This is a genomic window from Streptomyces sp. JLBG701 (assembly GCF_058544905.1).
This window is the reverse complement of sequence record NZ_CM178588.1, coordinates 1,204,286-1,228,239: the sequence shown is the minus strand read 5'-3', so window position 1 is coordinate 1,228,239 and position 23,954 is coordinate 1,204,286. Positions and strand designations below refer to the sequence as shown.

22 protein-coding genes are annotated in these 23,954 nt (G+C 71.8%); 9 read left to right on the top strand and 13 right to left on the bottom strand.

Features of this window, described 5'->3' with window-relative positions; translation table 11 throughout:
• Positions 1–7: 7 nt before the first annotated feature.
• Positions 8–1,141 (bottom strand): methyltransferase, encoded by a 1,134-nt coding sequence (locus tag AC5DRG_RS05665; protein ID WP_491812973.1) that lies wholly within the window; start codon positions 1,139–1,141, stop codon positions 8–10.
• Positions 1,142–1,222: 81 nt separating this feature from the next.
• Between AC5DRG_RS05665 and AC5DRG_RS05660 the strand changes: the two genes are divergently transcribed.
• Positions 1,223–1,897, top strand: coding sequence for an alpha-ketoglutarate-dependent dioxygenase AlkB family protein (locus AC5DRG_RS05660; protein ID WP_491808509.1), 675 nt, complete (start codon positions 1,223–1,225; stop codon positions 1,895–1,897).
• 24 nt (positions 1,898–1,921) lie between these two features.
• Positions 1,922–3,160 (top strand): ROK family protein, encoded by a 1,239-nt coding sequence (locus tag AC5DRG_RS05655; RefSeq protein ID WP_491808507.1) that lies wholly within the window; start codon positions 1,922–1,924, stop codon positions 3,158–3,160.
• On the opposite strand, the gene ilvY is transcribed toward AC5DRG_RS05655, so the two are convergent.
• On the bottom strand, positions 3,157–4,005 hold the full coding sequence (gene ilvY, locus AC5DRG_RS05650; RefSeq protein WP_491808505.1) for an HTH-type transcriptional activator IlvY: 849 nt from the start codon (positions 4,003–4,005) through the stop codon (positions 3,157–3,159). The genes AC5DRG_RS05655 and ilvY overlap by 4 nt on opposite strands.
• An 88-nt stretch (positions 4,006–4,093) precedes the next feature.
• On the opposite strand from ilvY, the gene AC5DRG_RS05645 reads away from it, so the two are divergent.
• Complete coding sequence (locus tag AC5DRG_RS05645; RefSeq protein WP_491808504.1) at positions 4,094–5,563, top strand: ketol-acid reductoisomerase; 1,470 nt, start codon at positions 4,094–4,096, stop codon at positions 5,561–5,563.
• A gap of 25 nt (positions 5,564–5,588) precedes the next feature.
• Here AC5DRG_RS05645 and AC5DRG_RS05640 read toward each other — a convergent pair whose 3' ends face one another.
• Genes AC5DRG_RS05640 through AC5DRG_RS05630 form a run of 3 tightly spaced genes read right to left on the bottom strand, consistent with a single transcriptional unit; the run spans position 5,589 to position 7,412 of the window.
• Positions 5,589–6,497 carry a phosphotriesterase family protein gene (locus AC5DRG_RS05640; RefSeq protein WP_491808502.1) on the bottom strand — a complete coding sequence of 303 codons (909 nt, stop codon included), beginning with the start codon at positions 6,495–6,497 and terminating at the stop codon, positions 5,589–5,591.
• Complete coding sequence (locus AC5DRG_RS05635) at positions 6,494–6,790, bottom strand: DUF4865 family protein (protein ID WP_491808500.1); 297 nt, start codon at positions 6,788–6,790, stop codon at positions 6,494–6,496. Before AC5DRG_RS05635 ends, AC5DRG_RS05640 begins: the two co-directional genes overlap by 4 nt.
• A gap of 49 nt (positions 6,791–6,839) precedes the next feature.
• Entirely contained in the window at positions 6,840–7,412 is a 573-nt protein-coding gene (locus AC5DRG_RS05630; protein ID WP_491808498.1) for a TetR/AcrR family transcriptional regulator, read from the bottom strand.
• 195 nt (positions 7,413–7,607) lie between these two features.
• Between AC5DRG_RS05630 and AC5DRG_RS05625 the strand changes: the two genes are divergently transcribed.
• From AC5DRG_RS05625 to AC5DRG_RS05615, 3 genes are read left to right on the top strand one after another with little or no spacing between them, the layout of a single operon-like run.
• The gene (locus AC5DRG_RS05625; protein WP_491808496.1) at positions 7,608–7,898 is read left to right on the top strand and encodes an SHOCT domain-containing protein; all 291 of its coding nucleotides are present in this window, start codon (positions 7,608–7,610) and stop codon (positions 7,896–7,898) included.
• Positions 7,895–8,647 carry an ABC transporter ATP-binding protein gene (locus AC5DRG_RS05620; RefSeq protein WP_491808494.1) on the top strand — a complete coding sequence of 251 codons (753 nt, stop codon included), beginning with the start codon at positions 7,895–7,897 and terminating at the stop codon, positions 8,645–8,647. Before AC5DRG_RS05625 ends, AC5DRG_RS05620 begins: the two co-directional genes overlap by 4 nt.
• Positions 8,644–11,205 (top strand): ABC transporter permease, encoded by a 2,562-nt coding sequence (locus AC5DRG_RS05615; RefSeq protein WP_491808492.1) that lies wholly within the window; start codon positions 8,644–8,646, stop codon positions 11,203–11,205. Before AC5DRG_RS05620 ends, AC5DRG_RS05615 begins: the two co-directional genes overlap by 4 nt.
• 29 nt (positions 11,206–11,234) lie before the next feature.
• Here the strand turns inward: AC5DRG_RS05615 and AC5DRG_RS05610 are convergent, their stop codons facing one another.
• Together AC5DRG_RS05610 and AC5DRG_RS05605 are read right to left on the bottom strand one after the other, a co-directional pair.
• Positions 11,235–11,765 carry an ATP-binding protein gene (locus AC5DRG_RS05610; RefSeq protein ID WP_491808490.1) on the bottom strand — a complete coding sequence of 177 codons (531 nt, stop codon included), beginning with the start codon at positions 11,763–11,765 and terminating at the stop codon, positions 11,235–11,237.
• Between the two features lie 185 nt (positions 11,766–11,950).
• Positions 11,951–12,274: a hypothetical protein gene (locus tag AC5DRG_RS05605; RefSeq protein ID WP_491808488.1), complete on the bottom strand. Its 324-nt coding sequence runs from the start codon at positions 12,272–12,274 to the stop codon at positions 11,951–11,953.
• Between the two features lie 349 nt (positions 12,275–12,623).
• Between AC5DRG_RS05605 and cds1 the strand changes: the two genes are divergently transcribed.
• Positions 12,624–13,757: an L-cysteine desulfhydrase Cds1 gene (cds1, locus tag AC5DRG_RS05600; protein ID WP_491808486.1), complete on the top strand. Its 1,134-nt coding sequence runs from the start codon at positions 12,624–12,626 to the stop codon at positions 13,755–13,757.
• A 1-nt stretch (position 13,758) separates the two neighbouring features.
• Here the strand turns inward: cds1 and AC5DRG_RS05595 are convergent, their stop codons facing one another.
• Complete coding sequence (locus tag AC5DRG_RS05595) at positions 13,759–14,232, bottom strand: SRPBCC family protein (RefSeq protein ID WP_491808484.1); 474 nt, start codon at positions 14,230–14,232, stop codon at positions 13,759–13,761.
• A gap of 64 nt (positions 14,233–14,296) precedes the next feature.
• Positions 14,297–15,127, bottom strand: a complete 831-nt coding sequence (locus tag AC5DRG_RS05590; RefSeq protein ID WP_491808482.1) for a DeoR/GlpR family DNA-binding transcription regulator — start codon at positions 15,125–15,127, stop codon at positions 14,297–14,299.
• A 289-nt stretch (positions 15,128–15,416) separates the two neighbouring features.
• Here AC5DRG_RS05590 and AC5DRG_RS05585 point away from each other — a divergent pair, with 289 nt between their 5' ends.
• Positions 15,417–17,819, top strand: a complete 2,403-nt coding sequence (locus AC5DRG_RS05585) for a hypothetical protein (RefSeq protein ID WP_491808480.1) — start codon at positions 15,417–15,419, stop codon at positions 17,817–17,819.
• On the opposite strand, the gene AC5DRG_RS05580 is transcribed toward AC5DRG_RS05585, so the two are convergent.
• The 4 genes from AC5DRG_RS05580 to AC5DRG_RS05565 all read right to left on the bottom strand — a co-directional run bounded on the left by AC5DRG_RS05580 (position 17,789) and on the right by AC5DRG_RS05565 (position 22,426).
• A complete protein-coding gene (locus AC5DRG_RS05580) occupies positions 17,789–20,227 on the bottom strand; it encodes a right-handed parallel beta-helix repeat-containing protein (RefSeq protein ID WP_491808478.1) in 2,439 nt (812 codons plus the stop codon). The two genes, AC5DRG_RS05585 and AC5DRG_RS05580, sit on opposite strands and share 31 nt — an antisense overlap.
• Before the next feature lie 125 nt (positions 20,228–20,352).
• Positions 20,353–20,958: an Rv1733c family protein gene (locus tag AC5DRG_RS05575; RefSeq protein ID WP_491808476.1), complete on the bottom strand. Its 606-nt coding sequence runs from the start codon at positions 20,956–20,958 to the stop codon at positions 20,353–20,355.
• Positions 20,959–21,136: 178 nt separating this feature from the next.
• The gene (locus AC5DRG_RS05570; RefSeq protein WP_491808474.1) at positions 21,137–21,961 is read right to left on the bottom strand and encodes an MOSC domain-containing protein; all 825 of its coding nucleotides are present in this window, start codon (positions 21,959–21,961) and stop codon (positions 21,137–21,139) included.
• Between the two features lie 42 nt (positions 21,962–22,003).
• Entirely contained in the window at positions 22,004–22,426 is a 423-nt protein-coding gene (locus AC5DRG_RS05565; protein ID WP_491808472.1) for a DUF6643 family protein, read from the bottom strand.
• Between the two features lie 300 nt (positions 22,427–22,726).
• Here AC5DRG_RS05565 and AC5DRG_RS05560 point away from each other — a divergent pair, with 300 nt between their 5' ends.
• On the top strand, positions 22,727–23,944 hold the full coding sequence (locus AC5DRG_RS05560; RefSeq protein ID WP_491808470.1) for a TerD family protein: 1,218 nt from the start codon (positions 22,727–22,729) through the stop codon (positions 23,942–23,944).
• Positions 23,945–23,954: the final 10 nt, after the last annotated feature.

Sequence of the window (23,954 nt, the reverse complement as noted above, 5' to 3'; positions counted from 1 at the left end):
CGTGGCCCTAGTTCTTGACGGCCCTCAGCACCACGAACTTCGGGTCACCCGCGACCAGTTCACTGTTTCCGAACAGTCGCCGCAGCTTGGTGTGATACCCGAGATGCCGGTTGCCGACCACCCAGAGCTCGCCGCCCGGCCGCAGCGCGCGCCGCGCCCCGCTGAACATCCGCCACGCCGTCGCGTCCGTCGTCGCCTGGTGCGAATGGAACGGCGGGTTGGTGAGCACGAGATCGACACTGTCCGGCGCCACTCCCGTCAGCCCGTCCCCGACGCGGAACTCGGCGTGCCCGGGAACGCCGTTCGCTTTGTACGTCGCCTCCGCCGAGGCCACGGCCTGGAACGACTCGTCGACGAACAGCACCTCGGCCTCGGGATTGGCCAGCGCCACCGCCGTACCGATGATGCCGTTGCCGCAGCCCAGGTCCACGACGCGCTCGGCGCCCCGGCTGCCCGGCAGATGCCGGAGGAAGAAACGGGTGCCGATGTCGAGGCGGTCGGCGCAGAAGACGCCGGCGTGGTTGACGACGGTGCGCTCGGAGACCGCGCCGATACCGTCCGGGAGCGTGTAGCCGTACGGCCAGGGGTTGGCCGGCCGGGGCTGCGACGGCTGCGGGGTGCAGAAGATGAGCCGGGCCTTCTTCTCGGCGAGGGAGGTCCGGGTCGGGCCGAGGATCCGCTCGAACAGCCTCAGCGTCGAGGTGTGGATCTCCTTCACCATCCCGGTGCCGACGACGATCGTGCCCTCGTGCACGGCGGGCGCCAGCCGCAGCAGCTGGTCCTCAAGGAGCGCGAGGCTCTTCGGCACCCGCACCAGCAGGACGTCCACCCGGTCCGGGGGCGGATCCTGGGTGGTGAGCAGGCTTACGGCACCGGGCTCGACGCCGGCCCGCGCGAGGTTCGCCCGGGTCGCCTCCTGGGTGAGGAACGAGTCGGTGATCTGCGTCGGCCGGTGCGCCCGGAGGGCCGTGACCAGCGCGCCCCAGCGGTCCCCGACGACCACGACCGTGCCGGACAGCGGGACCCCCTCGTCCGCGAGATGCCTGAGGAGATAGTCGTCGGAGGCGTCCCAGGCACGCAGCTGATCGCGCGGGTCCTCGGGGAAGCGGGCCAGCGCGAACTCGCCCCACGGAGTCTTCATACGGTCGTTCATCGTGCGCCCAGGCTAGCGGAGCCGCAGCTCAGGGCCGCAGCTCAGGCCAGGTCGGGCAGGATGGGGAGCATGGACGCCGAGCTGTTTCCCAGGCCCCGTGCCCAGGTCGCGCCGGGCGCCGTGCACCTGCCGGACTGGCTGGACCCGGCCGGGCAGCGCGAGCTCCTCGACGCCTGCCGGGCGTGGGCGCGACCGCCCGCCGGCCTGCGCACGGTCCGTACACCCGGCGGTGGGACGATGACCGCCCGCCAGGTGTGCCTGGGCTGGCACTGGTACCCGTACGCCTACGCCCGCACGGTCGTCGACGGCGACGGAAGCCCTGTGAAACCGTTCCCGGAGTGGCTCGGCGGACTGGGCCGGCGTGCCGTGACCGACGCGCTCGGTCCGGAGGCGGCCACGGGTGCGACGTACGACATCGCACTGATCAACTTTTACGACGGCGATGCCCGCATGGGCATGCACCGCGACAGCGACGAGCGGTCGGACGCGCCGGTGGTGTCGCTGAGCCTGGGCGACACCTGCGTCTTCCGCTTCGGCAACACGGAGAGCCGGGCCCGGCCGTACACGGACGTCGAGCTGCGCAGCGGCGATCTCTTCGTGTTCGGCGGGCCCTCCCGGCTCGCGTACCACGGGGTGCCGCGCGTGCACCCGGGCACGGCGCCGCCCGAGTTGGGCCTGACCGGCAGGCTGAACGTCACACTGAGGGTGAGCGGCTTCCCGGTTGCGCCGCCGCTCGCGGGCTGACCGGATCATGGGAGACTCCCCCTCATGAGCGGCAAGGCGGACCCCCGGCCTGCGGGGGAAGGGACCACCTCAAGGACGCGGTTGGACCGGGGGCGCGGTGCGCTCGGGCCCGCGTTGGAGCTCGTGCACACCGGGCGCGCGCCGACCCGGGCCGTGCTCACCGCCGAACTCGGGGTGACCCGGGCGACGGCCGGCGCGGTCGCCGCCGAGCTGGAGGCGCTCGGGCTGATCCGGGTCGACGCCCGGCCCGCCGCGGCCGCCGGTTCGCAGGGCCGGCCCTCGCATCGGCTGGAGGTTGCGGAGGCAGGGCCCGTCGTCCTCGCCGCACAGGTGCACGCCGACGGGTTCCGGGCCGCGCTGGTCGGCCTGGGCGGGCGGATCGTCGCCACCGCACCCGGCTGCGAAGCCGTCGACGCCGACCCGGCGAAGGTGCTCGGGTCCGTCGTCGAGGCCGGCGCGGAGCTGCTCCGGTCCACGGGACGGCGCTGTGTGGGCGCCGGGCTCGCCGTGCCGTCCGCGGTCGCCGAGCCGGACGGTCTCGCACTGAACCCGCTGCACCTCGCCTGGCCCGCGGGCGCCCCGGTGCGGCGGATCTTCGACGAGTGCGTGCGCGCGGCCGGCATCACCGGACCCGCGTTCGCGGGCAACGACGTCAACCTCGCCGCCCTCGCCGAACACCGGCACGGCGCCGGCCGCGGCGCCCGGGACCTGCTGTGCGTGGCCACCGGGCACCGGGGCGTCGGCGGCGCGCTGGTGCTCGACGGGCGGCTGCACACGGGCAGCTCGGGTCTCGCGCTGGAGGTCGGCCACCTCACCGTCAACCCCGAGGGCCGTCCCTGTTACTGCGGCAGCCGGGGCTGCCTCGACGTCGAGGCCGACCCCCTGGCCTTCCTCACGGCCGCCGGACGCGACCCGGGCCCCGAGGTGTCGCTGCTGCAGCAGGCCAACGACCTGATCCGCAACCACCACGACGAACTGTCCGTGCGCACGGCTGTGGAGGCCCTGATCGACCGCCTGGGCCTGGGCCTGGCCGGCCTGGTGAACATCCTCAACCCGGACCGGATCATCCTCGGCGGCCTCCACCGCACCCTCCTCGACGCCGACCCCGACCGCCTGCGCGCCGTCGTCGCCGACCGCAGCCTCTGGGGCCAGAGCGGAGGCGTCCCCATCCTGGCGTGCACCCTGGACCACAACAGCCTGGTCGGAGCGGCCGAGTTGGCGTGGCAGCCGGTACTCGATGATCCGCTGGCCGCGCTCACCTAGTTCGTGAGGCTCCACAGGGCCGCCACCAACGGCCGCCGCAGATCGGCCCGTCGTACGCACAACCCGATCGGGAACGGCTCCGGTGGCGGATCGGCGGGCAGCACGGACAGCCGGTCGCGCACCGCGCTGTGCTCCAGTACGAGGCGGGGGACCACGCCCGTGCCGCAGCCCAGGGCGACCAGCGTCAACAGCCCTTCGTGGCCGTCCGGTTCGCAGACGACGTGGGGTGTCGTGCCGCACGCGCGGAACCAGCGGTCGGCGGCCTCGCGGACCAGCCCGCGGTGCGGGAGGACGAAGGGGCCGTCGAGCCTGTGATCCGGGCGGTCCCGCGCCGTGACGAAGACCAGCTCGGTGACCGCCACCGTCCGGCTCACCAGCGGCTCCGGCAACCTGGCCGGGATCCCCGCGACCGCCACGTCCACCTCGCCCTCGTCCAGCCTGGCCAGCGCCGCCGCCGCGTCGCCGGTGCGCAGATCCAGCCGTACCTGCGGGTGCGCGGCACGGAACGGGGCCAACAGATCGGGCAGGAGGGCCTGGCAGGCCGTCACCGTCGCGAACACGGTTACCCGGCCGGTGAGTTCGGCCGGGTCGGGATGCTCCTCGCGGTACGCGCGCCACAACTCCATGGCCTGGACGGCGTATTCACGGAAGCGATGCCCTTCCGCCGTCAGCGACACCCCGCGCGGGCCACGGTCGAACAGCCGGTGCCCGAGGCCGGCCTCCAGCCGCTGCACGGTCCGCGTCAACGTCGCCGCGCTGACATGGCAGTCGAGACTGGTCCGCCCGAAGTTCAGCGACTGAGCCAGATGCAGGAAGAGACGCAGCTCGCGGTGATCATTCAGCATACCGTGACCTGGTCCTTTCATTCTGTGCAACAGTGCGATGCGCAAGTTGCGCTTGCCGCAACACTCACGCCGAGCCTACAACTCGACCATGACCTCGACCACGCACACCTCCCGCGTCTTCCCCCTCGAAACGATGGACGTGCCCGGCGGCACGGAGACCATCCTGCGGGGCGGCCGGCACCTCTTCCCGCTGCTGCCGCAGGCCTTCGAGGGCGTCAGCCGCATCGGCGTCATCGGCTGGGGCCCGCAGGGCCGCGCCCAGGCCCGCAACCTGAGGGACTCCCTCGCCGGCACGGACATCCAGGTCACCGTCGGGCTGCGCCCCGGATCGGCGTCGGCCGCCGACGCCCGCGCCCACGGCTTCACGGAGGAGGACGGCACCCTCGGCGACTGGCTCGCCGTCACCGCCGACAGCGACCTCGTGATCCTGCTCATCGCGGACGCCGCGCTCGCCGCCCACCACCGGGAGATCTTCGCGGCCCTCAAGCCCGGCGCCACCATCGGCCTCTCGCACGGCTTCCTGCTCGGCCATCTCCGGGAAACGGGCGGGGAGTTCCCGCCCGGACATGGAGTGGTCGCGGTGTGCCCCAAGGGCATGGGCGACTCGGTGCGCCGCCTCTACGAACAAGGCGCGCAGATCAACGGCGCCGGGATCAACAGCAGTTACGCCGTACACGCCGACCCCGACGGCCGGGCCACGGACCGCGCTCTCGGGTGGTCGGTCGCACTCGGCTCGCCGTACACCTTCCGCACCACGCTGGAGAGCGAGTACCTCTCCGACATCGTCGGCGAACGCGCCATCCTGCTCGGCGCCGTCCACGGCATCGTCGAGAGCCTGTACGTCCGCTGCCGCCTCGCCGGAGACGACGAGGTGACCGCGTACGCGAGGTCCTGCGAGAACGTCACCGGGCCCATCGCCCGCACGATCTCCCACGCCGGGCTCCGCGCGGTGCGCGAGGGCCTGGACACCGCGGGCCGGGAGGTCTTCGACCGCGCGTACTCGGCGACGTACGCCCCCGCGCGCGAGATCGTCGCCGAGATCTACGACGAGGTCGCCGACGGCACCGAACTGCGCAGCGTGATCCTCGCCGAACGGCGGCTCGGCGCCCGCCCGATGAGTGTGATCGGGGGTTCGCCGATGTGGGCGGCGGGGGAGCGGGTGCGTGCCCGGAGGGCCGAACGCGAGCTGCCTGTCGACCCGTTCACCGCCGGTGTGTTCGTGGCGACGATGATGGCCCAGGTCGACGAGTTCGCCGAGCGCGGCCACCCGTGGTCGGAGATCGTCAACGAGTCCGTCATCGAGGCGGTCGACTCCCTCCTGCCCTACATGCACGCGCGCGACGTGGCCTACATGGTCGACAACTGCTCCCGCACAGCCCGCCTCGGCGCCCGCCGCTGGGGCCCACGCTTCCAGACGGCATACGAGCAGATTGCCTACCCGGACGCCGAACTCCCGGCGGATACGGCCCTGTTGACGGCCTTCGACACCCACCCCGTCCACGAGGCCCTGTCGGCGGCGGCGAAGCTCCGCCCGTCCGTGGACATCTCGGTGGCTTAGAAGCCGGCGTATGACGCGGGGCAGTTCAGGACCAGTCCACAGCGAACGCGCGGGCGGGATTGTGGGTGAAGACGTGTTCCACCAGGTCCTCGCCCAGAGTGAGCGCCAGCCGTGGGCGGACCCGGCGCAGCAGGTACGGCATCCCGGGGCCGCCGTTGACCGAGCGGGCCCCGGCGGTCGTGGTGTCGCCGCCGAGGAGCAGCCGGTCGCCGAACCCGGCGTCCGCGAGAGCCCGTAGGGCGTCCGGCATCCGCCAGTCCGTGGCGTGGTTGGCGCGTGAGGGTCCGTCAAAGGCCAGATAGCAGCCCACCTCTGCGGCCAGGCGCTGCACCACCAGGTCGGGGGAGCGGTTGAGATGCCCGAGGATCACCCGCTCCGGCGGCACCCCCAACTCCCCGCACAGCAGGTCCAGTACGTCGAGTGCGCCCGTGCCGAGCTCCAGGTGCACGGCGACGGGCGCACCCGTCGCGTGATGTGCCTCGGCGGCAGCGGCCATCGTCCAGCGAGCGTGGCCGTCGAGGGCGTGGAAGCCGCCCGCGACCTTGACCAGCCCGGCGCGCACCCCTGACGTGCCGATACCTTCGGTGAGTTCGGAGACGAAGACGTCGGCGAGCTTGCCGCGCAGCTCGGTGAGGATCTCCTCGTCGTAGTGGACGGCCTGGTGCAGTCCCGTCGCGGCCACGACGTGCACCCCCGTCTCCCGGGACAGCGGAGGCAGGTCGGCGGCCCGCCGCCCCAGCCCGTAGGGCGTCCACTGCACGACGCTGCCACCGCCCTGCGCGCGGAACGCGACCAGCTCGGCCCGCGCCGCGGAGACGCTGCGCAGCTCCTGGCCGGGGAGTTGAGGGCTGCCGAAGAAGAGGTGGTCGTGCGCGTCGCACACGCCCAGGTTCTGCGGCCGCACATCCCCGAGCACCGTACGGACCGTGCTCACCACTGCCGGCCCCGCGGCAGGCGATCCCTTCCCGGCGACGACAGGTGCAGCACCTGGCACACCTCACCCTCCGCCTTGGGCGCGTCGTGCTCCCAGAGCGAGAAGTGGACGAGCTCCCAGTTCCGCGTGTCCACGACGACGGCAGCGAGCACCGCCCCGTCCTGACCCGACAGCCGCCCGACCTCACCCACCGCGTCCGCCATGACCTCGGACCCGACGCGAGTCACGCGCGCGCGGATGGCGCCCATGTCGTTGTCGGCGGGCAAGGTGAGCTCGTACTGCATGGCGTGCATGGGAGGCCTCCTCAGGCGGGTGGCGAACTCATCTTGCGGAGAGGAACCCCTACCGGGGCGAGAGAAGCGACAGCAGTCCCCGGACACCGGCGTCGAAGGCGGCAGGCGAGCCGGACGCGCGTGCCATGACATAGCCTCCCTGGACCGTCGCGACGACCGTCGCCGCGATCTCCTCGCCGTCCAGCGAGGGCGCGAACTGCCCCTGCTCCTTGCCCTCTTCGACGATCCCGGCGATCCGCTCGCAGAGCCAGTCGAGCGTCTCGTCGACGGGTGCGCGCAGCTCGTCGCTGGCGATGACGTCGGGATCCATCGTGAGCCGCCCGACCGGGCAGCCGCGCAGCACCTCGCGCTCGCGCCGCAGATACGCCTCGATCCGGTCGTACGGCGTTCCCGGCCCGCCCAGTACTCCCTCGGCGGTAGCGCGCAACTCCTCGGCGGTGCGTCGGATCGCCGCGAGGGCGAGATCCGGCTTGCCCTTGAAGTGGTGGTACATGCTGCCCTGGCCGGCGCCGGCGCGCTCCAGGATCGCCTTGGGGCTGGTCCCCACGTAGCCGCGCTCCCACAGCAGCTCACGGGTGGACTCGATCAGTCGCTCCGGGGTGCTCATGATCTCACTGTACATACCGGTAGGTACAGAAATCGAGGGCTTGTCGCAGGCCCCAGGAGCAGCCGCGAAGTGCCCGCGTACTCCCCCGGAGGTACGCCCACTGCCGCTGGCCGTACGACGACCCGGACCCCCTCCCGGCGGGAGCCTCGAAACATCACCGGAAGACCCGGAAGACCAGACCCGGAAGACCCACCTAGGAGATGAATCGAGATGGAGACCCTCGCGATCTGGGACGGCGGGCCCGGCCCGTGGATCCTTCTCTTCCCGCTGATCTGGGCGGCCGTCGTGATCGGCGTCGTGACCGTGCTGCGCCGCACCGTCTGGCGCGGACGTCGCGGAGCGTGGCGCGCTATGGCCGACCCCCGCCCGACCGGCGACGCGCCGATCGCGGTGCTCGGCCGGCGCTTCGCCTCCGGCGAGATCGACGAGGACGAGTACTGGCGCCGGCTGTCCGTCCTGGACGAGCAGTTCGGCCCGACGGGCAAGGGCGGTGCGGCATGACCGCCACCACGACCACCACACGGATGGCCGCCTGTGTCGTCGACGCGGTGAAGGTGTACGGCGGTGGCGACACCGCCGTACACGCCCTGGACGATGTGAGCGTCGGCTTTCCGGCCGGCCGGTTCACCGCGATCATGGGGCCCTCGGGCTCCGGCAAGTCCACCCTGATGCACTGCGCGGCCGGCCTGGACACCCTCACCTCGGGCGCCGCGTTCATCGGCGACACCGACCTGGGCAGCCTCGACGACCGGCGCCTCACGCTGCTGCGCCGCGACCGTGTGGGCTTCGTCTTCCAGGCCTTCAACCTGGTGCCCACACTGACCGTCGCCGAGAACATCACCCTGCCCCTGGACCTCGCGGGCAACAAGGGCGAGGGGGAGTGGATCGACGCGCTCGTCGACGTAGTCGGCCTGCGCGACCGGCTCCACCACCGGCCCTCCGAGCTCTCCGGCGGCCAGCAGCAACGCGTCGCCGTGGCACGGGCGTTCGCCGGACAGCCGGACGTCGTCTTCGCCGACGAGCCGACCGGCAACCTCGACTCCCGCTCCGGCCAGGAGGTCCTGGGCCTGCTCGGCCGCGCGGTGCGCCAGATGGACCGCACGGTCGTCATGGTCACCCACGACCCGGTCGCCGCCGCCCACGCGGACGAGGTCGTCTTCCTCGCGGACGGTCGCCTCGTCGACCGGATGGAGTCCCCGACCGCGGACAAGGTCCTGGACCGCTTGAAAGCCTTCGAGGTGCCGTCATGAACGCCTCCGTACGCCTGAGCGTGTCCTCCCTGCGCGCCCACAAGCGCCGCTTCGCCGGTACGTTCCTCGCGGTGTTCCTCGGCGTCGCCTTCCTCGCCGGGACGCTCGTCATGGGCGACACGCTGCGCGCCAGCTTCGACACGATGTTCGGCAACGCGACCAGCGGCACGGACGCCGTGGTCCGCAGCGCCGATGCCATCACAACTCCCGGCGAATCCGAGGGTGTTCGCCAGCCGGTCGACACTGACCTCGTGCGGACCGTCGAGGACATCCCCGGTGTCGCGGCCGCCGCCCCCAACATCCAGGGCGCGGGCCAGCTCATCGGCAGCGACGGCGAGCCCATCGGTGGCCAGGGCCCGCCCACCCTCGCCGGCAACTGGATCACCGACCCCGAGCTCAACCCGTACCGGCTCGCCGAAGGCCGTGCCCCCGCCAAGTCCGGCGAGGTCGTCGTCAACCGGGCGACCGCCGACAAGGGTCACCTGAAGATCGGCGACACCACCGTCCTGCGCACCCCCGACCCCGTCAAGGTGACGATCGTCGGCCTCGCGACCTTCGGTGGCGAGGACGGCATGGCGCAGGTGACCTTCACCGGGATGACGCAGGCCGACGCCGAGCGGTACCTCACCGCGAAGCCCGGCGAGGCCGCGAGCATCCAGGTGCGGGCCGGTCCCGGCGTCGGTCAGCAGGAGCTGGTCGACCGGCTGACTCCCGTACTGCCCAAGGGTGTTGAGGCGATCACCGGTCAGGAGTCCGCGCAGGAGAACACCGACATGATCTCCAGCCAGTTCCTGACCATCTTCACCACCCTGCTGCTGGTGTTCTCCGGCATCGCCCTGCTGGTCGCGACCTTCTCCATCCACAACACCTTCGCGATCGTCGTGGCCCAACGCACCCGCGAGAACGCCCTGTTGCGCGCCCTCGGCGCCTCGCGCCGCCAGGTCACCGCATCGACCCTCGTCGAGGCGAGCGTCGTCGCCGTCACCGCGTCGGCCGCGGGACTCGCCGGCGGCATCGGTATAGCGGCCGGGCTGCAGGCACTGTTCCCGGCCATCGGATTCCCGTTCCCCGAGGGCGACTTGGTGATCAGCGTCCTGTCCATGGCGCTGCCGCTCGCCGTCGGCATCGTCGTCTGCCTCGGCTCCGCGCTGCTGCCCGCCGTACGCGCCGGCCGCACCGCTCCGATGGCCGCGCTCCGCGAGACGGCCGTCGACCAGTCGGGCGCCTCCCGCGCCCGTGCCGTCACCGGAGCCGGACTCGCCGCGCTCGCCGTCGCGGTGACCCTCACCGGCGTCCTCGTCTCACCGTCCCTGTGGCTGGCGGGACTTGGTGCGACACTCGCCCTGGTCGCCTTCGTCGTCCTCGGCCCGGTCGCCTCCACCACTGCCGTTCGCGTTCTCGGCAGCCCCCTCGACAAGCTGCGCGGCGTCACCGGCGGGCTTGCCCGGCGCAACGCCCTGCGCAGCCCGAAGCGGACCGCCGCCACCGCCAGCGCCCTGATGATCGGCGTGGCCGTCGTCTCCCTGTTCACGGTCTTCGGGGCCTCACTGAAGGCCACCATGGACCAGACGGTGTCGCGGTCCTTCGCCGGTGACGTGGCCGTGAGCACCCCGTCGTTCGGCGCGGGCGGCAGCGGACTGAGCCCCCGGCTGGCCGGGGCGATCCAGGAACTGCCCGAGGTGGACACGGCCGTAGGACTGGGCCGCGGCGTCGCCGAAGTCGACGGCAAGGGAAGGGCGTTGACGGTCACCGACCCCACCGCACTCGCCCGCACCTTCTACCTCGGCCAGGTCGACGGCTCCCTGAATGCCCTCGGTGCCGACGGCATGGCCATCACGGAGGGCGAGGCTGACAAGCTGGGCCTCAAGACCGGCGACACGGCCCAACTCGCCTTCACCGACGGCGACAAGGAGACCTTCACGGTCCGAGCCGTCTACGGCCGCTCCGAACTCGCCGGCGACTACGTCATCACCCGAGACGCCTGGGCCCCGCACCGCACCCAGGACTCCGACACCCTCGTCGCCGTCTCCTTCAAGGACGGGGTGAGCACGGACACCGGCAAGGCGGCAGTGGAGAAGATCGCGGCGCAGTACGGCAATCCCGAGGTGCAGACCCGCGACGAGTACGCGCAGTCCTCGGCGGGCGGCATCGACATGATGCTGACCCTCGTCTACGCGCTGCTCGCCCTCGCGGTGCTCATCGCACTCCTCGGCATCGCCAACACCCTGACCCTGGCGATCCACGAGCGCACCCGCGAACTGGGCCTGCTCAGGGCCGTCGGCCAGACCCGGTCCCAACTGCGGGCCATGGTCCGCTGGGAGTCCGTCCTGGTCGCCGCCTTCGGCACGGCGGGCGGGCTCGCCCTCGGGGCTTTCCTCGGCTGGGTCCTGGTCAAGGCCTCCGACGGCGCGAGCGCGAGCGCCTTCGCCTTCGCGATGCCGCCCGTGCAACTGACGGTGGTGGCCCTGGTCGGACTCGCGGCCGGAGCCCTGGCGGGCCTGCGCCCGGCCCGGCGCGCGGCACGCCTGGACGTACTACGGGCGATCGCCACGGAGTGACGTACCGAGGTGACCCGGTCCCTGTTCGGTCAGCCGGCAACGGCGGACCGAACAGGGATTCCGGCCCTGCGACTGTCCGCGGGGTGTTCGGTCTCCACGAACCTGTGCGTCGGCTGCTCAGCAGCCGTACGACGAGGAGGTCGTGGCGGCACGGCCGCCGTCGCCGAGGGCGCCGGGAGCGTGAACCACACGGCCTTGCCCGACTCGCCGTCGGGCCGCACGCCCCAGCTCTCGCTGACCGCGGCGACCATGGCGAGTCCCCGCCCGCAGGTGGCGAGCGAGTCCGCGTCCTCGACCACCGGGAGCCGGGGATCGTGGTCGTACACCGAGACCGTGAGCCGGTCGAGCAGCAGCTCCATCTCCACGGTGCACATCTTGTCGGGCTGGGCATGCCGGTGGACGTTGGTCAACAGCTCCGTCACACCGAGCGCGGCCCGGTCTATCAAGGGATCCAGATGCCAGTAGCGCAACTGCGCCGATACGATTCTGCGGACCTGGCCGATCCGCGACGGCAGGGCTTGGAGCTCCACCGTGCAATGCCTGCTTGGGTGGCTGATCACGGCTGCGACTCCCCGACTTAGAGGTCCGGAAGAACACGGAGTTTTGGATCCAGCAGGTGCCTGAGGGAATACGGCCGCCTGCTGTCGTGGCCGGCGGGGCTGGTTCGCAGCGTTATCGCCGGTAAACCCAGAGTGACGTGAGAACAGCGTGACGCAGGGGGTGCGGTCCCGCAACTCGCGGTGTCTCAGCCGCCGCGCCCCGACGCCCTGCGCACGGCCTCTATGAACCGTCGCGCGGCCGGCGGCCCCGGTTCTCCGGGAGCCGGATCGTGCTCACCCAGAGTCAGCAGGTACCGCTTGCCGTTGAGGTCGGCGAGGGCCGTGTCCTCGGCGCCGAACCAGGGCTTCGACGCCCGCACCGCCTGCACCGGCGCACTGTCGATCTCACTGCCGTAACTGGTGAGCAACTCCAGCCTGCCGTCGCTGATCCGGACCTGTCCGGCCCGGGTGAGCGAGCGCAGCCGCTTCCCGATCCGCACGCCCGTGGCCGTGAACTCCGGCTCCGCCATGGTGCCCCGCCCCCTTGTGCGCGTCGGTCCGCCGGATCCCGCGCCTGCGTCGGGCGTGATCCGGCCTGTGTCGTGATCCAGTGTGCGCCCCCGTTCGAGGCCTTACGTCCCCGTCCGGTGCAGTCTGCCCGCCCTCGACGTCGAGCACCAGTACGCACGGCGCGCGCGGCGCGAACGCCCGGAGCACTCGCCCGAATGCGCCCCCACCAGTGCGCGCACCTTTGCCCCAGGGGTGCCTTTGGGGTGCTCAAAGCTGTGTTTATGCAGGTGAGAAGCGTGCGGAAGGTGTTTATGATCGATGCGTCGGCCGCGCGAGGCGCCGTCGTCGCGAAGCCTAAGGAGCCCCGCCGTGAGCACCCCTCAGCAGACCCGGACCGGCGCAACCCTCGACACCCTCGACGTCGACCACACCGACCGCGGCTACCGCGACTGGCTGAAAGAAGCCGTCCGTAAGGTCCAGGCCGACGCCGGCCGCTCGGCCGACACCCACCTGCTCCGCTTCCCGCTGCCCGAGCGATGGGGCATCGACCTGTACTTGAAGGACGAGTCGACCCACCCGACCGGCAGCCTCAAACACCGTCTGGCCCGCTCGCTCTTCCTCTACGGCCTGTGCAATGGCTGGATCAGGCCCGGACGCCCGGTGATCGAGGCGTCCAGCGGCTCGACGGCCGTCTCCGAGGCGTACTTCGCCCAGCTGATCGGCATCCCCTTCATCGCGGTCATGCCGCGCACGACGAGCGCCGAGAAGATCCGCCTGATCGAATTCCATGGCGGCCAGTGCCACTTCGTGGACGACTCGCGCAAGATGTACGAGGAGTCCGCCGCCCTCGCGGTGGAGACCGGCGGCCACTACATGGACCAGTTCACTTACGCGGAACGGGCCACGGACTGGCGCGGCAACAACAACATCGCCGAATCCATCTTCCGTCAGCTGGAGTTGGAGCGGTTCCCGGAGCCCGCGTGGATCGTCGCCACGGCCGGCACCGGCGGCACCTCGGCGACCATCGCGCGCTACGTCCACTACATGCAGCACGACACCCGCATCTGTGTCGCCGATCCGGAGAACTCGTGTTTCTTCGAGGGCTGGACCACCGGCGATCCGGACGTCACCACCGACTGCGGCTCCCGTATCGAAGGCATCGGTAGGCCGCGCATGGAACCGAGCTTCGTGCCGGGCGCCATCGACCGCATGATGAAGGTCCCGGACGCCGCCAGCGTGGCGGCCGTACGGGCGCTGGAACAGGCCATCGGCCGCAAGGCGGGCGGCTCCACGGGCACCGGACTGTGGAGCGCCCTGAAGATCGTCGCCGAGATGGTGGCCGAGGGACGTACGGGCAGTGTGGTCACCCTGCTGTGCGACCCGGGGGACCGCTACCTCGACAAGTACTACTCGGACGCCTGGCTGGCCGAACAGGGCCTGGACATCACGCCGTACACAGCGGCGATCGACTCGCTGCTGGAGACAGGTGTGTGGGCCGACTGACTCACCGCGCGGCGAGCCGCAGGTCCAGCGCCGTCACCGCGTCCTTGAACGCGCGGCCGAGTCCCGCGCGGCCCACCCTCAGGGCGAGCCGGAACGCCGCCGGCCCGTCGGCGGCGAAGGTCCACTGCACGCGCGTGCCCGTCCCGGCCGGCGCGAGCCGCCACTCCTCGACCAGCGCACGGGCGCCCGGCGCGTTGGTCTCGTCGACGCGATAGGCGTACACCTCGGGCCCTTTCGCCGCGAGAACCGTCTCCCAGAAGTACGTACCGCCCCTGAGCCGGACCTCGCGCCCCGCGCCGTCGTTCGTCGGCCGCGCGATCCGCACCGCCGAGAACCACGCGGCCCAGCCGGGCACGTCCTCGGCGAGCGCGCGGAACACGGCCTCGGGTGGTGCCGAGATCTCCCGAGCGAAGACAAGGCGTACGGGGGCGGTGTCGACGAAGTCGATTCCCACCGGGCGCAGACGGCGAGCCATGGACGAAACCCCCTGTGTGGAGGCGGGTGTTGACCGGGCAGCGACGACGATAGCTGACGTACCGTCAGTTGTCGCCGCTCTCCTCGGACTCGCCCGCCACGACCAGTCGCCGCAGATGCTCGGCGATCTCCGACCGGGCGTCGGACGGCAGCCCGGCGTCGGTCACCAGCGTGTCGACCTCCTCCAGCGCCGCGAACGAACTCAGGCCCACCGTCCCCCACTTGGTGTGGTCGGCGACCACCACGACCCGCCGCGCGGACTGCACGAGCCGCCGGTTGGTCTCGGCCTCCGCGAGGTTCGGCGTCGACAGGCCCGCCTCGATCGATATCCCGTGCACACCGAGGAACAGCACGTCGAAGTGGAGAGCCGCGATCGCCTGGTCGGCCACCGGCCCCACCAGCGAGTCGGAGGGCGTGCGCACCCCGCCCGTCAGCACGACCGTGGCCGCGCCCTGCCGCTGCCCCGAGCTGCGCTGCGCCGCGTGGAAGACGTCCGCCACCCGCACCGAGTTGGTGACGACCGTGAGGTCGGGCACCTCGACCAGATGCTGCGCCAGCGCGTACGTCGTCGTACCGCCCGACAGTGCGATCGCGCTGCCCGGCGCGACGAGTTCCGCCGCGGCCCGCGCGATGTCCTCCTTGGCCGTCAGTTCCAGCCCGGACTTGGCCTCGAAACCCGGCTCGTGCGTGCTCGCCTCGACCACCGGGACCGCGCCGCCGTGCACCTTCTCCAGCATGCCCTGGCGGGCGAGCGCGTCGAGGTCGCGGCGGACCGTCATGTCCGACACCCCGAGCTTGCGCGTCAGCTCGTTGACCCGGACGCCGCCGCGGCGCCGGACCTCGTCCAGGATCAGGGCGCGCCGCTGCTCCGCGAGGAGGTTCTGATTCTCGCTCACGTACGCTCCGGTCCTTTCGCCTCAGCCGTCCCACACGCCCAGCACACCCAGTCCGACCAGGACATTACCCCCTGCCTCGGTGCGCGGACGACCCATCCTTTCATGGGCGGGCACCGGTCGCGCCACTGCCTGTGTGACGCGCGCATGTCACCCAGGCGTCACTGACCGCTCCCTTTTCACGCGGATCGGGGAGATTCCGTGACGAGAGGTGTACGACACGCCCGGAACGGAGATCCTTGAGGCCGCGTGGACAGACGCGGACAGCAGGTCACGGGGGAAGTGCGAAACAGTGGAACGTGCGCAGGAACATGCCTCGACCAGCGGGACGAACGGCTTCGCCCGGAGGCGAGAGGGAACAGAGACCGCCCTGGAACTCCTGGTTCACGGAGTAGGCGGTGCCACACCCGAGAAGATGCTCAACGATCCGCGGACGGTGCGGATCACCGGTGACGACACGGCGGCGGTCTTCCGGCGCGCCGACGACGTCGACGCGGAGGACACGCAGGACGCGGGAACCGGACGCGACGACCGTCGTGGCGGGCCCGTGCCCGAGGCGTACGTCTGGTCCAATCTGACCTCCGGCAACGGGACACGCGCCCTGTGGCTGTTGTTGCTGCCCTTCATGGTGGTCAACCTCGCCCACTGGATGCGCCCGACCGCACGGGGCAGGGCGCGGGCGGTCCGGCTGTACGGACTCCTGGTCCGGCTCGTGGGACTGACCCTGACGGTGCTGCTCGTCGCGGCCGCCTGCGAGGTCGCCCTCGACCTGACGGCCTGGCAGTGCGCGGGCACACGCGCGTGCGCCGACCGGCACACCTGGCTGGGCTTCCTGTCACCTGCCGAAGCGGGCAGCGGCTGGTGGAACCCGCCCGGCCGCCGGCTCGCCCTCGCCGCCCTGGTGCCCGCCGCCCTCACCGGCCTGCTCTGGTACCTCTCCCGGCGCACCTGGAGCGCCTACGAGTCGGCGCAGCCGATCTCCCGCGCCCCGGAATCCGACGAGGACACCGACCGCACCTCCCTCGGCCGTCCCGGCTTCTGGTACGGACGTCGCCTCGTCGCCCGGCTGCGTGCCGCCCACACCGCCGCGGGCCTGCTCACGATCGCCGCGGCGATCGCCGGCCCCACCGCCCGCCACGACCGCGCGCCGGGCGGCCCGGCCCTCCTGGAAACACTGGGCGACCTCCTCCAGGTGGCCTTCGTCGCCGGAGCGGTCGCCGTGCTGTGGGTGGTCTGCCGCCGGGGCCGCAGCGAGAACCGCCTCGACAAGGAACTCGACGAACACCTCGTACGGCGGCTGCCGCTCGGCGCGCTCGTGCTGCTCGCGCTGACCATGGTGTACACGGGGTGGTCGCGCCCGGAATGGCGATCGGAGGGCCGGCTGCCGGGCGACACGACCTTCGGCACCCTCGCCCTGGTGCAGGGTCTCATCGTCATCGCCCTCGCGGTGGTCGCCCATGTTCTCCACCGCACCCATCCCGACCCGCGCGCCGCCATGCGCGGACTGGGCGGCCCCGCCGTCGCGATGCTGGCTTGCGCCCTAGGCGGGGTGATGTCCGGCGGTGTCTCCCAGCGGGTCGCCGACTGGCTGGACGGCACGGGGACCTCCATCGCCGGACCGCCCGTACTGCTGACCTGGCAGGCGTCCGTGATCCCGCCGGTGCTCGTCGTCCTGCTCGTGCTCTGCGGCTGGCTGGGACGGCGCACCTGGCGGCTGCGCCGGGCCGAGCTGGCCGAGGTGGACGTCGACTACCCCGGGGAGTCCAAGGACAAGGCGCGCACCGGCCGGATCGCGAACACGCGCGCGATGGCCGCACTCACCGACCGCGGCCCCCTCCTCGTCGCCGTCATCTCCTCCACCACCCTGCTCCTCGGCGCCGCGGCGCTCATCGGCGCCCAGGCGACGGACAAGGCGCCCGCCGCAGCCGCACAGCAGACACCCGCCTTCGTCCACGGCGCCGCCCAGACCGCACAGGCTCTGGGCTCCTGGCTCATCGGCCTCGGCTTCATCCTGTTCGTCACCTGGGGCAGGCGCGCCTACAAGGACGCCTCCGCACGCCGCACCATCGGCATCCTCTGGGACGTCGGCACCTTCTGGCCACGCGCCGCCCACCCCTTCGCCCCGCCCTGCTACGCCGAGCGCGCGGTACCCGACCTGACCTGGCGGATGGCGACCTGGACCCGCGCCACCGGCGGCCGGCTGGTCATCTCCGGTCACTCCCAGGGCAGCGTCCTGGCGGCCGCCGCGGCCTGGCAGCTCGAACCGGCGGTGCGCAAGCGGGTCGCCCTGCTGACCTACGGCTCCCCGCTGGAGCGCCTGTACGGCCGCTGGTTCCCGGCCCACTTCGGACCGGCCGCGCTCACCGCCCTGCACCACGAGGTCGACTGCTGGCGCAACCTGTACCGGCTCACCGACCCCATCGGCGGCCCCGTACGGCTGCCCGGCGACTGCGGCCCCGAGGTGGACCGCGAACCCCTCAAGGACCCACTGGCGTACGGCCGCACCGAGAAGCACCCGCTGCCCGCGCCCGTCCTCGGCCACTCCGACTACCAGGCGGACCCGGCGTTCGCCGAGGAACGGGAGCGGCTGCTGGCCCGGCTGCGGCCGGACCTGCCCGGCCCGCGCCACAAGGACGCTCCGGACGCGCACCCGGGCGGGGAGGCTCAGGGCAACTCGGGCAGGTCCTCGGCGTAGAGCAGCGTCAGGTCGTCCGTGCTCGGCTCGGCGAGCTGGGCGACCCGGCCCGCGTGCCGCTCCACCATCGCCTCGAAGGTCTGACGGGCGGTGCGGCCATTGCCGAACGCGGGTCCCTTGGGGATCGCGGTGAAGTACTTCAGGAGGGCCTCCGCCGCGCCCTGACCCAGCCGGTACTCGTGCTCCTCGGCCTGCTGCTCCACGATCCGCAGCAGTTCCTCGGAGTCGTAGTCGCTGAAGGTGATGGTGCGTGAGAACCGGGACGCCACACCGGGGTTGACGGAGAGGAAGCGCTCCATCTCGGCCGTGTAGCCGGCGACGATCACCACCACCGCCTCCCGGTGATCCTCCATCAGCTTCACGAGCGTGTCGATGGCCTCGCGGCCGAAGTCACGGCCGGAGTCCTCCGGCGAGAGCGCGTACGCCTCGTCGATGAACAGCACGCCGCCGCGCGCCCGGTCGAAGGCCTCCTGGGTACGGATCGCCGTCGAGCCGATGTGCTCACCGACCAGGTCGACACGGGACACCTCGACCAGGTGACCCTTCTCCAGGACCCCGAGCGAGGCGAGGATCTCGCCGTAGAGGCGGGCGACCGTCGTCTTGCCGGTGCCGGGGGAGCCGGTGAAGACCAGATGGCGCCGGGCGGAAGCCGCCTTGAGGCCCGCCAGCTGTCGGCGCCGGCCCACCTCGATCATGTCGGTGAGGGCCCGCACCTCGCGTTTGACGCTCTCCAGGCCCACCAGCGCGTCGAGTTCACCGAGTACGGCCTTCGAGGTCCGGGCCGACTTCTCCGGCTCCGTGGCCGCGACCAGCGGCTCCTGCTCGGTGGTGCGCTGGCCCGGGATGGCGCTCAGCAGCCCCGCTGACGGGCTTGACGTCTGTACGGCCGTCTCCCGTGCGGCGGGCGGCCGCAGGCCCGCGCTCTCGTCGCTGGTGCAGTCCTCCACGACGGGGCCCGCACCGGAAGGCGTGTCCGGGCCGCCCTCGGCGAACTCGTAGCCACCGCGCGCGCACCGCTCCGTACGGCACTTCTTCAGCGTCGCACGACATCCGTCGATCACATGGAAGCCGTAGCCGCCGCTGCCCGTGACCCGGCAGCCCAGGAAGCTGCCCCGGCCGCCGGCCGACACATAGAAGCCCGCTTCCGCGGGGGAGTCGACCGTGCAGCGCTCGATGGTGGGGTCGGCGCCCTTGGTGACGATCACGCCGGTCTGGGTGCCGTCGATGGTGCAGCCGTTGAGGGTGCCGCCGCTGCCGTGGTCACGGAACCAGGCGCCGGTCGCCGCGTCCCGGATGCGGCAGTCGTCGAGCTGCGCTGTGGCGCCGTCGCTCACCGACACGGCCGTGTTCCGCACCTGCGAGATGTCGCTGTCGACCACGTCCGCGCGCGAGCCACGGTCCAGGACGAACAGGGCGTCCGGCACGTCGTGCACCCGGCAGGAGTCGAGCACCGCGGTCGCGCCGTCGCTGACCCACACCGCCGGATAGTCGCCGGTGCTGTCGAAGATCTCGCACTGGTTGGCGTCCACGCGCGTGCCCGGATCCCACACCGACAGGCCGTTGCGGCCGAACTGACGCACCGTCGTCCGCGTCAGCGTCAGCACGGAACGCGAGCGCAGGTCGACCGCGTTCTCCGGGATGTCGTGGATCCGGCAGTCGGCCAGGGTCAGCACGGCGTCCGTGTCGAGCGTGACGCCGTCCGCGGTGGTGCGGTGCACATCGCAGTCTGTGAGATGCGCGGTGGCCCGGCCGGTGATCTGAACGCCGCTGCCCCTGACCTCGTAGACCTCACAACCCACCGCCTCCAGGGCGGAGTTCTCGCCCGTCGCCGCCAGGCCCACGCCCGAGGTGTGATGGATCCGGCAGCGCTCCAGACGCGGATGACCGCCGCCGCGCACCGCGACGCCCGACTGGCCCGCCGCGACGACCTCGCACTCCTCGAACACCCCGCCCCCGCCGTCGAGTACGGCGATACCGATACCCGCCGGATTGTCGACGGTGCAGCGCCGCACGGTCGGGCGTGCGCCGCCGCGTACCTCGATCCCGGCCGCCGACCGGGTGACGACACGGAGGTCCAGCAGCTCCGGCGCGCCCTCCTCGACGAGCACCGCGGGCGCGGCCGCGTCCTGGCCCTCCACATGGAGGTCCTGGACCACCGCCGAGGCACGCACGGTCAGCGGCACCCCGTCCAGGGGCGCGATCCGCACCGAACCCGGAGAACCCTCGGGGCCGCGCAGGGTCACCGACCGCTGCACGACGAGGTTCTCCCGGTAGGTGCCGGGGGCGACGGTGAGGACGTCGCCGTCGGCCGCGGCCTCCAGGGCGGCGGCGAGCGATGCGTACTCACCCGTGCGGCGCCGCCACCTCGACGTGCCGGTGTGCGTCACCTGGACCGTGCCCTGTGCCATGGCGCTGCTGTGCCCCCACCTCGGTCGTACTGATGGCTCGTTCGCCTGCGGGTTGATGCCGAACTGTTCGGCCGGTCCACCGTAGCGTGCGTGCGGGCGGTGGGTTGACCAGAGCCGGAAGGCTGTCAGCTGCCGGTGCCCGTCCTGCCCCAGTCCGGGCCCGCGCTGTCCCAGGCCTGGTCCCAACGGGCGTACCTGCGACGGACCATGCGCCAGACGAGGAGCCGCCTGCCGCCCTCGACGAGGCCCGCGGTCAGCAGGGCCGCGCCGAACCCGGCGAGGACGGCGTGCGTGGTCGCCGTCGCGGAGTCCAGCGGGCGGGCCGTTATTCGGCCGTGCAGGTCCGTCCACAGTGTGAAGTGGTCGCCGCGGTGCGGCGTTTCGAGGCTCGCCATCACCGTGCCGTGCTGCGCGGTGCCGTCCGGCGCGGTCCAGTCGGCGAGCACCCGGCTGCGGACGTCCCGGCCGGTCGAGGTCTCCGGGTCGGCGTCCAGCGGCGAGCGACCCACCTTGCGGACCACGGTGGCCGTCACCAGGTGCCGGGCCTTGCGCTGGTCCCGGACCGACTGCTGCAGCGCGTCCTGGGCGACGCCGCCGACGACGGCGCCGATCACGGGCGCGACGAGGAGGACCATCAGCAGGGCCGCGAGCGCGACCCAGGCCTCGGCCAGATCGGTCCCGCGGCGCAGCGGATTGTGCCGCCAGCGCCAGAGACCGCCGATTGCTCGCACCGTCCCGCACCCCCTTCCCGCTCCGTGATAACCCCCGGCGGAGCCGTTCACGCGCCACCCCGGTCAAAGAGAGAGCGAAATCACCTCTGACCGGGCCCTCTCATGCACTCCTCACAAAATGCCAACGCGCAGGCCCAGTGCCCGGGTTCCCGCACCGCGGACCAATTGGGCACGGCATCTATTCGAGGATCGTGACCGGATCGCCGACCCGGATCGTGCCGCCTGAGAGGGGCACCAGGTTCTGTCCGAAGACCAGCCGGCTGCCGAAGCGGCGGTGCCGTGCCAGCGTGTGCAGCGGCTCCCTGCCGCGCTCGGCGGTCCTCTGGTCGGTCGTGGTCACGACGCACCGGCCGCACATCTTGGCGACCCGGAGGACGACCTCGCCGACGGCGATGCGCGACCAGCCGTCCTCGGCCCAGGCATCGGTGCCCGCCACGACCACGTTAGGCCGGAAACGGTTCATGGGCAGCGGGCCCTGGTCGGCGTGATCGCCTTGCGCGATCAGGGCGTTGAGGGCCTCGAGAGAGGCGACGGTGGTGACCAGGAGCGGGTAGCCGTCGGCGAAGCTCACCATCTCGCCCGGGAGCGCGAAGTCCGGGTCGACGGGTCTGCGGCTGGCGGGATCGTCCATGTGTACGAGGCGCACGTCGGCGCCGAGATAGTCGCTGCACCAGGCGTGCGCGGAGTCGTCGGCGAGGACCCCTTCGACCTTGTCGCGGAAGACCTCCACCAGCACCGTGCCGGCCGGATCGGGCACGGGCACGGTCAACGCGGTCCGGCCGGGTGCGGACAGACGAACGCCGCCACCGGGGGCGAACTCGGCGGCGGCGAGCGCGAGGCGCGGTTGCTGGCGTTGTGTGACGACCTTTCCCCCGTCGTCGATCAGTACCCAGCGTCGATCCCCGCCCAGCCCCCAGGGCTCCACGACGGCCTGCCGGGGCGAGAAGCCCCGGAACGCCTTGACCGGGTGGACGTGGATCGACTGCAGTTCCGCTTTCCCCATGACGCCATCGTGCCAGCTGGCACAGACATCACGGGTTTCGAATCAGTAGCCTCGGTACTGCTGGTTGTTGTACGGGTCCTGGTACGGAGCCGGGGTGGGCCGGGGAGCCGCGGGGCGCATCGCCTCGTAGCCGGTGCCGCCGGCAATCGGCCGCGGCGGCTGTTGCTGCGGTCCGGGGTAGCCCCGCGGCGCGGCCTGCTGCGGGATGTACGCGGCGGGCGCCTGCTGCAGCGGGGAAGGCTGCTGCGCCTGCGGATAGCCGTAGGACTGGGAGGGACCCGCCGGAAGGGCGGGCAGTGCCGACGGGAGCGCGGGCAGGTGACTGCCCGTGTCGTAGGCGGCGGGAACCCGGATCGGAGCGATCTGCGGGGTGCCCCGCTCGGCCACGAGCGAGTCGTAGATCGGAGTGTCCGGGAAGGAGGCGGAGTAGTAGCCGCCGCCATAAGTGGAGCGGGGGGAGGTCATGGCACATAAGTTAAGCCCACGATGTGCTGGTTGGGGAGACCGATAAGAGGGTTGTTTTCCGTGTCGGCAGTGACGTGGGATCCCCAATGCGAGCGAACTTGGCAAAAATGGGCATCAATCCACGCTGGGATCGTGTAAAAGCCGAGTTCCCGGCGGGTTACCGTCGGTTGACCACCGGCCGACCTGTGCACGTCGTGGGTGTTCGCTGTCGCGGGGAATAGGTTGGGCGTGTAGAGAAGGCAATGGACTGCCGGGGCCCGGCCTGGCGCGCTGACAACCCTCATGGGGGCGGACATGTCAATGGCTAAAGGATCGAATGTTCCGGTGCCGACCACGGCCCTTCGCGTCGAACTGGGCTGGCGCTCCGGACCCGGCGCACCGGACGCGGACGCCTCTTCGCTGCTGCTGGTGGGTGGAAAGGTCCGCTCCGACGGGGACTTCGTCTTCTACAACCAGCCCGTGCACACCTCGGGTGCCGTCCGGCACGAAGGCAAGCGCAACGCGGGCGACCGGGTGACCGACACCCTCCTCGTCGACCTCGCGCGCGTGGAGCCAGCCGTCGAGACCGTGGTCGTCGTCGCCTCGGCCGACGGCGGCACGTTCGGGCAGATCGCCGATCTCTACATCGAGGTCCGGAACGAGGGCGACAGCAGTGTGGTCGCCCGCTTCGACAGCACCGGCGCGACCGTCGAAACGGCCTTCGTGCTCGGCGAGTTCTACCGCCGGCAGGGGGCCTGGAAGTTCCGTGCCGTGGGACAGGGCTACGACAGCGGACTCGCGGGCCTGGCCACGGACTTCGGGATCAGCGTGGACGAACCGCAGCGCGCGGCGCCGGCCGCTCCACCGGTCACGACGCCCCCGCCCCCGCCCGCGGCACCGGTCCGCCTGACCAAGGTCACGCTGACCAAGGAGGCTCCCTCGGTCTCCCTGACCAAGCAGGGCGGCACGTCGGGTGCCCTGCGGGTGAACCTCAACTGGCAGGTGCACAAGCAGTTCTCGGGGTGGGCCAGCAAGCTGGGCCGGGCGGTCGCCATGCACGCGGACCTCGACCTCGACCTGTGCGCCCTGTACGAACTCAGCGACGGCAGCAAGGGGGTCGTACAGTCACTCGGCAACGCGTTCGGGGCCCTGGACCGGCCGCCGTACATCCATCTCGACGGCGACGACCGGACCGGAGCCCTCGCGAGCGGTGAGAACCTCACGGTCAACCTCGATCACAAGCAGGCCTTCCGGCGCGTCCTCGTCTTCGTGACCATCTATGAAGGCGCGCGTTCCTTCGCCGACCTGCACGCCACGGTCACCCTCACGCCGCAGCACGGTGCGGCGATCGACTTCTCGCTCGACGAGTGCACGGTCCCCTCGACGGTGTGCGCGCTCGCGCTGATCACCAACACGGGTGGCGACCTGGTGGTCCAGCGCGAGGCCCGTTATCTGGTGCCGGAGCGCGGTGTGAGTCCGCAGCGGACCGTCGACTACGCCTACGGCTGGGGCATGAACTGGACCCCCGGCCGGAAGTGAGCCCTCTCAG

What these genes read in the sequence shown, in the direction of transcription:
- AC5DRG_RS05665 (WP_491812973.1), bottom strand. Translation starts at nt 1,141, where the DNA reads ATGAAGACTCCGTGGGGCGAGTTCGCGCTGGCCCGCTTCCCCGAGGAC.
- AC5DRG_RS05660 (WP_491808509.1), top strand. Translation starts at nt 1,223, where the DNA reads ATGGACGCCGAGCTGTTTCCCAGGCCCCGTGCCCAGGTCGCGCCGGGC.
- AC5DRG_RS05655 (WP_491808507.1), top strand. Translation starts at nt 1,922, where the DNA reads ATGAGCGGCAAGGCGGACCCCCGGCCTGCGGGGGAAGGGACCACCTCA.
- ilvY (WP_491808505.1), bottom strand. Translation starts at nt 4,005, where the DNA reads ATGCTGAATGATCACCGCGAGCTGCGTCTCTTCCTGCATCTGGCTCAG.
- AC5DRG_RS05645 (WP_491808504.1), top strand. Translation starts at nt 4,094, where the DNA reads ATGACCTCGACCACGCACACCTCCCGCGTCTTCCCCCTCGAAACGATG.
- AC5DRG_RS05635 (WP_491808500.1), bottom strand. Translation starts at nt 6,790, where the DNA reads ATGCACGCCATGCAGTACGAGCTCACCTTGCCCGCCGACAACGACATG.
- AC5DRG_RS05630 (WP_491808498.1), bottom strand. Translation starts at nt 7,412, where the DNA reads ATGTACAGTGAGATCATGAGCACCCCGGAGCGACTGATCGAGTCCACC.
- AC5DRG_RS05625 (WP_491808496.1), top strand. Translation starts at nt 7,608, where the DNA reads ATGGAGACCCTCGCGATCTGGGACGGCGGGCCCGGCCCGTGGATCCTT.
- AC5DRG_RS05620 (WP_491808494.1), top strand. Translation starts at nt 7,895, where the DNA reads ATGACCGCCACCACGACCACCACACGGATGGCCGCCTGTGTCGTCGAC.
- AC5DRG_RS05615 (WP_491808492.1), top strand. Translation starts at nt 8,644, where the DNA reads ATGAACGCCTCCGTACGCCTGAGCGTGTCCTCCCTGCGCGCCCACAAG.
- AC5DRG_RS05605 (WP_491808488.1), bottom strand. Translation starts at nt 12,274, where the DNA reads ATGGCGGAGCCGGAGTTCACGGCCACGGGCGTGCGGATCGGGAAGCGG.
- AC5DRG_RS05595 (WP_491808484.1), bottom strand. Translation starts at nt 14,232, where the DNA reads ATGGCTCGCCGTCTGCGCCCGGTGGGAATCGACTTCGTCGACACCGCC.
- AC5DRG_RS05580 (WP_491808478.1), bottom strand. Translation starts at nt 20,227, where the DNA reads ATGGCACAGGGCACGGTCCAGGTGACGCACACCGGCACGTCGAGGTGG.
- AC5DRG_RS05570 (WP_491808474.1), bottom strand. Translation starts at nt 21,961, where the DNA reads ATGGGGAAAGCGGAACTGCAGTCGATCCACGTCCACCCGGTCAAGGCG.
- AC5DRG_RS05565 (WP_491808472.1), bottom strand. Translation starts at nt 22,426, where the DNA reads ATGACCTCCCCCCGCTCCACTTATGGCGGCGGCTACTACTCCGCCTCC.
- AC5DRG_RS05560 (WP_491808470.1), top strand. Translation starts at nt 22,727, where the DNA reads ATGGCTAAAGGATCGAATGTTCCGGTGCCGACCACGGCCCTTCGCGTC.